At 75.2% G+C, this 6,788-nt stretch carries 8 protein-coding genes; 3 read left to right on the top strand and 5 right to left on the bottom strand.

All coding sequences use genetic code 11. From position 1 onward, the window contains the following. From GTR02_RS18225 to cls, 3 genes are all read left to right on the top strand, one after another. On the top strand, positions 1 to 369 hold a 369-nt coding region (locus GTR02_RS18225), incomplete at its 5' end, for a ketopantoate reductase family protein (protein ID WP_205709566.1). A 13-nt stretch (positions 370 to 382) separates the two neighbouring features. Then, positions 383 to 1,024, top strand: coding sequence for a VOC family protein (locus GTR02_RS18220; protein WP_166608902.1), 642 nt, complete (start codon positions 383 to 385; stop codon positions 1,022 to 1,024). Positions 1,025 to 1,028: 4 nt separating this feature from the next. Next, complete coding sequence (gene cls, locus GTR02_RS18215) at positions 1,029 to 2,507, top strand: cardiolipin synthase (protein ID WP_338073907.1); 1,479 nt, start codon at positions 1,029 to 1,031, stop codon at positions 2,505 to 2,507. 21 nt (positions 2,508 to 2,528) lie between these two features. Here the strand turns inward: cls and GTR02_RS18210 are convergent, their stop codons facing one another. The 5 genes from GTR02_RS18210 to GTR02_RS18190 form a co-directional block, all read right to left on the bottom strand. Continuing rightward, positions 2,529 to 3,563 (bottom strand): zinc-binding dehydrogenase, encoded by a 1,035-nt coding sequence (locus GTR02_RS18210; RefSeq protein ID WP_166608901.1) that lies wholly within the window; start codon positions 3,561 to 3,563, stop codon positions 2,529 to 2,531. Next, a complete protein-coding gene (gene purB / locus GTR02_RS18205) occupies positions 3,560 to 4,981 on the bottom strand; it encodes an adenylosuccinate lyase (RefSeq protein WP_166608900.1) in 1,422 nt (473 codons plus the stop codon). Before purB ends, GTR02_RS18210 begins: the two co-directional genes overlap by 4 nt. A gap of 18 nt (positions 4,982 to 4,999) precedes the next feature. Continuing rightward, positions 5,000 to 5,200, bottom strand: a complete 201-nt coding sequence (locus GTR02_RS18200) for a hypervirulence associated TUDOR domain-containing protein (protein WP_166608899.1) — start codon at positions 5,198 to 5,200, stop codon at positions 5,000 to 5,002. A gap of 66 nt (positions 5,201 to 5,266) precedes the next feature. Further along, positions 5,267 to 5,854 carry a molybdenum cofactor biosysynthesis protein gene (locus GTR02_RS18195; protein ID WP_338073906.1) on the bottom strand — a complete coding sequence of 196 codons (588 nt, stop codon included), beginning with the start codon at positions 5,852 to 5,854 and terminating at the stop codon, positions 5,267 to 5,269. After that, entirely contained in the window at positions 5,851 to 6,633 is a 783-nt protein-coding gene (locus tag GTR02_RS18190) for a fructosamine kinase family protein (RefSeq protein ID WP_338073905.1), read from the bottom strand. The genes GTR02_RS18195 and GTR02_RS18190 overlap by 4 nt, the downstream gene beginning before the upstream one ends. Positions 6,634 to 6,788 lie beyond the last annotated feature (155 nt).

Genomic DNA, 6,788 nt, shown 5'->3' with positions numbered 1-6,788 from the left:
GCGGAAGCCCAGCGCCGCGAAGGCCGGGAACGCCTCGGCACGCCCGCGGGCCTGCCGGCCCTCGGGCGTGCCGAGGCGTTCCCGGCCTTCGCGGCGCTGGGCTTCCGCACCGCGCCCGTGGCGGGCGCCGAGCGTCCCGGGTCCTCCTCGTGGCAGAGCCTGCGCCGCGGCGGGACCGTGGAGACCGACTGGCTGAACGGGGAGGTCGTCCGGCTCGGGCGCGAGGCCGGTGTGCCCACCTCGGTCAACGAGGCGCTGCAGCTGCTCGCGAGCTCGTGCGCTCGGCGCGGCACCGGCCCGCGGGCCGTGGACGTGGCCGACGTGCGGCGGCTCGCGGACCGGCTGGCGAGCCGGGCCGGGGACCTCTGAGACGATGACGGGCATGCGCCTGGACCACGTGGGCTTCGCCGCCGGGCCGGAAGGCCTGCAGGCGACCGCACGCACGCTCGCCGCGCAGCTGGGCGTCCGGACGATCGACGGGGGGCCGCACCCCCGGTTCGGGACCCGCAACGTCGTCCTGCCGCTCTCCGACGGCTGCTACATCGAGGTCGTCGAGGTGCTCGACCACCCGGTCGCCGAGAAGGCGCTGTTCGGCCGGGCCGTGCGCGAGCGCTCCGACGCGGGCGGCGGCTGGTTCACGTGGGCCGTCACCGTCGACGACCTGGACGCCTACGTCGACCGGCTGGGTGAGGCCGCCGAGGAGGGCGTGCGCCGGCGCCCCGACGGCGTCGAGCTGCGGTGGCGCCAGATCGGGGCCCCCGGACTGCGCGAGGACCCGCAGCTGCCGCTGCTCATCGAGTGGTCCGGGCCCGCGACGCAGCACCCGTCGGCCATCGCCCTCGCGGGCGGCACCCGCCTCACCGGGCTCACCATCGCCGGGCAGCGCGAGCACGTCCGCGGCTGGCTCGGCCTGGAACCGGAGTACGTCGTCGACCGGCTGCAGTTCACGTGGCTGCCCGACGGTGCCAGCACCGGGTTGCGCGCGGTGACGTTCGAGACGTCGCGCGGGCCGGTGGAGATCTGAGCCGGTGTTCGACTGGCTGCCGGACTCGGCGCCGTCCCTCACCGTCTCCGCCGTCGCGCTGCTGGCCGTCGACTTCGTCGTCCGCGTCACCGCGATCGCCGTCGTCCCCGTCAACCGGCGCCCGAGCTCGGCCCTCGCCTGGCTGCTGACCATCTTCTTCGTCCCCTACCTGGGGATCCTGGCGTTCCTCCTCATCGGCAGTCCCAAGCTGCCCCGCAGCCGGCGGCGCAAGCAGCGCGAGATCAACCGCCTCATCCTGCGGACGACCGCGGGCATGGACCTGGTCAGCACCGAGCACCCCTGGCCGCCGTGGCTGGCGGGGATCGTGGCGATGAACCGCAACCTCGGGTCGATGCCCCTGGTCGGCGGGAACCAGGCCGAGCTCGTGGACGACTACGACGACGCGCTGCGGCGCATGGCGGAGTCGATCGACGCGGCCGTCGACTACGTGCACGTCGAGTTCTACATCATGATCCGCGACGCGACGACGGAGGAGTTCTTCGACAGCCTCGCGCGCGCGGTGCAGCGGGGCGTGCGGGTGCGCCTGCTGCTGGACCACATCGGCTCGCTGCGCTACCCCGGCTACCGCCGGACGACGAGGTTCCTCGACGAGGCCGGCATCGAGTGGCACCCGATGCTGCCCGTGCAGCTGCACAGGCTGAGGTACCAGCGGCCGGACCTGCGCAACCACCGCAAGCTGCTCGTCGTCGACGGCGACGTCGGCTGGGTGGGTTCGCAGAACGTCATCGACCGCAGCTACGACAAGCGCGGCAACGTCCGGCGCGGGCTGCGGTGGCAGGACCTCATGGTCCGGCTCGAGGGACCCGTCGTGAGCGGTGTCGACGCCCTGTTCATCACCGACTGGTACTCCGAGACCGACGAGCTCCTCGAGGACGAGGCGCGGCCGGTGACGTTCCCCCGGGGCCCGGGGAAGCTGGAGTGCCAGGTCGTCCCCAGCGGCCCGGGGTTCGACGGGGAGAACAACCTCAAGCTGTTCAACGCGCTGTTCTACTCCGCGCACCGCCGCATCTCGGTGACGAGCCCCTACTTCGTGCCGGACGAGTCGATGCTCGCGGCGATCACCTCGGCCGCCGAGCGGGGGGTCGACGTCGAGCTGTTCGTCTCGGAGCTGGGCGACCAGGCGCTCGTGCACTACGCGGAGTGCTCCTACTACGAGAACCTCCTGCGGGCCGGGGTGCGCATCTTCCGCTACCCCGCGCCGGCGGTCCTGCACGCCAAGCACCTGACGGTCGACGACGACGTCGGCCTCATCGGGTCCAGCAACATGGACATGCGGTCGTTCCTGCTGGACCTCGAGCTCACCCTCATGGTGTGCGGGCACGAGTTCGTCGACGACCTGCGCGCGATCGAGGACGGCTACCGCGCCGTGTGCACGGAGCTGACGCTGGCGCAGTGGATGTCGCGCTCCCGCGCGCACGTCATCAAGGAGAACCTGGCGCGCCTGACGTCCGCCCTGCAGTGACGGTCGGAGCCGCCGTGACGGTCAGGGCTGCAGGACGGTGATGCCCGCGCCGGCGGAGGTCGTGAGGTCCGCGAGGGCCCGCGGGCCCGACTCCAGCGGGAGCACGCGCTGCACGAGGTCGGCCGCCGGGAAGCGGCCGGACACCACCAGGTCGAGCAGGCGCGGGTAGTCGTGCGCGGCCATCCCGTGGCTGCCGAGGACGCTGAGCTCGAGCGCCACGACGCGGTCCATGGGGACGGCGGGGCGGCCGAGCGCCGCGGGCAGGAGGCCGATCTGCACGTGCCGGCCCCGCGTGCGCAGGCTGCGCACGGACGCCTCGCACGTCGCCACGCTGCCGACGGCGTCGAACGCCACGTGCGCGCCACCGCCGGTGAGGTCGGTGACCGCGGCCACGGCGTCGCCCGCGGCGGGGTCCACCACGTGCTCGGCGCCGAAGGCCCGCGCCAGGTCCCGCGCGGCCGGCGACGGGTCGCTCGCGACGACGCGGGCGCCGGCCGAGACGGCGAGGGACACGACCGACAGGCCCACCCCGCCGCAGCCGTGGACGACGACGCGCTCCCCGGGGCGCACCCGCCCGACGTCGGCGACGGCGTGGAACGCGGTGGCGACCCGGCAGCCGAGGGCCGCGGCGTGCGCGGCGGACAGCGCCGGCGGCAGCGCGACGAGGTTCACGTCGGCGTGGTCGAGGGCGACCAGCCCGGCGAAGGAACCCCACGCCGTGAACCCCGGCTGGGTCTGGCGCCGGCAGACCTGCTGCTGCCCGGCGGCGCACTCCGCGCAGCTGCCGCAGGCGGTCACGAACGGCGCGGTGACGCGGTCGCCCGTCCGCCACCCCCGCACGTCGGCCCCCACCGCGGCCACGGTGCCCGCGAGCTCGTGGCCCGGGACGTGGGGCAGGACGACGCCGTCGTCGTGGCCCTGCCAGGCGTGCCAGTCGCTGCGGCACACCCCGGTCGCCTCGACGGCGACCACGACGCCGTGCGGCGCGGGGGAGGGGTCGGGGACGTCGGCGAGCCGGGGCGGTGCCCCGAACTCCTCGACGAGGACGGCTCTCAATGCTCGGGAGGGCTGTCCAGGACGTCCACGAGACGTGCGGCGTCGCCGGTGTAGTCGGCCGGCGTGAGCAGCGACAGCCGCGCGGCCTCGCCCTCGGGCAGCCCGAGCCCCGCGACGAACTCGCGCAGCCTGGCCTGGTCCACCCTGCGGCCGCGCGTCAGCTCCTTGAGGCGCTCGTAGGGTTCCGGCAGCCCGTGCACCCGCATCACCGACTGCACCGCCTCGCCCAGCACCTCCCACGTCGCGTCCAGGTCGGCCGCGAGGACCGCCGGGGCCGCGTCGAGGCCGGCCAGGCCCTTGCGGACGTTCTCGACGGCCAGCAGCGAGTGCCCGAACGCGACGCCGATGTTGCGCTGCATCGAGGAGTCGGTGAGGTCGCGCTGCAGCCGCGACGACGTCAGCGTGTCCTCGAGGACCCGGAAGACGCCGCCCGAGAGCTCGAGGTTCGCCTCGGCGTTCTCGAAGCGGATGGGGTTCACCTTGTGCGGCATGGTCGAGGAGCCCACCGAACCCTGGCCCCGGACCTGCGCGAAGTAGCCGAGGGAGATGTACGTCCACACGTCGGTGCACAGGTTGTGCAGCACCCGGCCGTAGCGCGCCACGTCGGAGTACAGCTCGGCCTGCCAGTCGTGCGACTCGATCTGCGTCGTGAGCGGGTTGAACGTGAGCCCCAGCCCCTCGACGAACTCCCGCGCCGTGGCGGGCCAGTCCGTCGTGGGCACGGCGGTGCGGTGCGCGGCGTAGGTGCCGGTGGCGCCGTTGAACTTCCCGAGGAACCCGGCCGCGCCGACGCGGGCGAGCTGGCGGCGCAGCCGGTGCGCGAACACGGCGAGCTCCTTGCCCAGCGTGGTCGGCGTCGCGGGCTGCCCGTGCGTCCGGCTCAGCATCGGGACGTCGCGCAGGTCGCGCGCCATCGCGGCCACGTCGTCGGCCAGCCCGGTCGCGGCCGGCAACCACACCTCGCGCACGGCGTCGCGCACCATCAGCGAGTAGGCGAGGTTGTTGATGTCCTCGCTCGTGCAGAACAGGTGCACGAGTTCCGCGACGTCGGCGAGCGACGTGCCTTCGAGGCGGCGCTTGATCCAGTACTCGACGGCCTTGACGTCGTGCACGGTCACGCGCTCGATCTCCGCGATCTCCGCGACGGCGGCGGCGTCGAACCCGGCGGGCAGCGACCGCAGGAACCCGATCTCCTCCGCGGTCAGGCGGCGGACCCCCGGGACCACGTCGTGCGTGCCGAGGTGGACGAGCCACTCGACCTCGACGAGGACGCGGCGGTGGTTCAGCGCCGCCTCGGACAGGTGCACCGCGAGCGGTGCGACCGAGCGGCGGTAGCGGCCGTCCAGGGGCCCGAGAGCGGGTTCACCGAGCCCGGCGTAGGTGGGGCCGGCAGCGTTCGGGGCGGCGACGTCGGTCACCGCCCCACTGTCCCACGGTCAGGTCTTGTCCACGGACCCCTCCTTGTGGGCGGCCTCCTTGCCGCTCTTGTCGCTCTTGACGATGACCTGGGGGTTGTCGTCGTCGGCCTTGCGCTTGTGGCCGTACATCTCGAAGTCGTCGGTCACCTTGTCGACGACCTTCCCCTCCGTCTCGCCCTGCGACGTGTTCCAGCTGACGTGGTCACCCTTCTTCACCATGTCGTCGAGCCTCGCAGCGGCTGCGGACGTCCGCACGTCGATCACGGGCCGTGTCCGGAGGGCGCCTCACGGCAGCGGTGTGCGGCGCAGCACCGCCTCGCCCGCGCGCGCCGGGTCGAGCGGGACGGGCGAGCGCAGCGTCGCGGGACCCACGACGAGGCGGCCGTCGCTGCGCGGGGTGCAGCGCAGGCCGCCCCGGCCCCGCAGGGCGCGGTGGGCCCCCGGCACGACGACGCGGTCCATCCACGCGCACGGGTTCGCGGGGCGACCGCCGTGGAAGCGGACCGTCCCGGCGGCCGTGACGAGTTCGAAGTCCTCGCCGCGCAGCGGGTCCAGCTCCGCCCCGCGCAGCACGACGTTGCGGCGGGCCAGCAGGGGGTCCGGCACCGCCGCGAGCCCCAGGTCGGCGGCGACGGCCTCCCACGCCTCGGCGGCGAGGAAGGTGACGGCGGCGTCCATGTGCGCGGCCTTGCCGAAGAACCGGTCGCCGCGCAGCCCCAGTCCGGCCACCACCTCGACCTCGGCGGCGTCCTGGGTCTCGACGTCGTCGGGGCCGTCCTTCGGGCGGCCGAAGTAGGCGTGCCCGGGAGAGACGAGCAGGCGCTCCACGGTGACGGGGTACTCGTGCACCGGTGGGCGGCCGGGGGCCGTCACAGCGCGAGGCTCCGCCGGGCGGCGTCCACGGCCTGCGCCCCGTAGGCGCCGCCGAACAGCACCGCGTGCACCAGGAGCGGGTCAAGCTGGTGCAGCGGAACGCGGTCCGCGCGGCCCGCGGGCGTGCCCGCCGCCTCGTCGTAGGCGTCGAGCACGACGTCGAGGTGCGGCAGCCCGAACAGCGCGAGCATCGCGAGGTCGGTCTCGCGGTGCCCGCCGTGCGCGGCGCAGTCGACGAGGACCGCACCCGCGCCCGACCAGACCACGTTGCCGGACCAGAGGTCGCCGTGCAGCCGGGCGGGCGCGGCGCCGCCGACGACGAGGGCCTCGTCCTCGGCGGCGAGGCGCTCGCACACCGCCCCGACGGTCCGCGCCCCCGCCGCGTCCACCGCCCCCGCGTCGCGGGCGGCGCGCAGGAAGGGCTCGACGCGCTGCTCCGCGAACCACGGACCCCACGGCTGCGGGGCGCCCGTCAGCGGCAGCGGCAGGGCGGCGATCCAGCCGTCCCCCTCGACGCCGGGCGGCCCGGCCCCGTGGTGCGGGGCCCCGGCGGCCTGCGTGTGCGCGAGGGCGCGCCCGAACTCCGCCGCGTCCGCCGCCGAGGGCGCGACGGGCGCGATCCGCTCGAGGACGAGCTCGTCGGGGCGCACGTCCCGGACCGCGCACACCCGCACCCCGCCGGCGGCCGCGAGCCACCGCAGGCCGGCGGCCTCGACGGCCAGGGCCGCCCCGGGTGCGCCCGGCCGGCGCTTGACGAACTCGTCCGCGGTGGTGGGCACGGGGTCATCGTCCTGCGCACGCGGCGCCCGCGCACCCGCCGGGCCACCGCGCCGCGGCGTCCACAGCCGGGCCTCCGGCCGGGCGTCCACAGCCGCCGCGACGGCGCCCGGGCGGCGGGCAGCGCCCGCCTAGCGTCCGGGGACGGTGCTGGGAC

Origin of the sequence: Kineococcus siccus (assembly GCF_009906795.1) — a bacterium.
Lineage (GTDB): Bacteria > Actinomycetota > Actinomycetes > Actinomycetales > Kineococcaceae > Kineococcus > Kineococcus siccus.
This window is presented reverse-complemented; position numbering and strand designations above follow the sequence as displayed.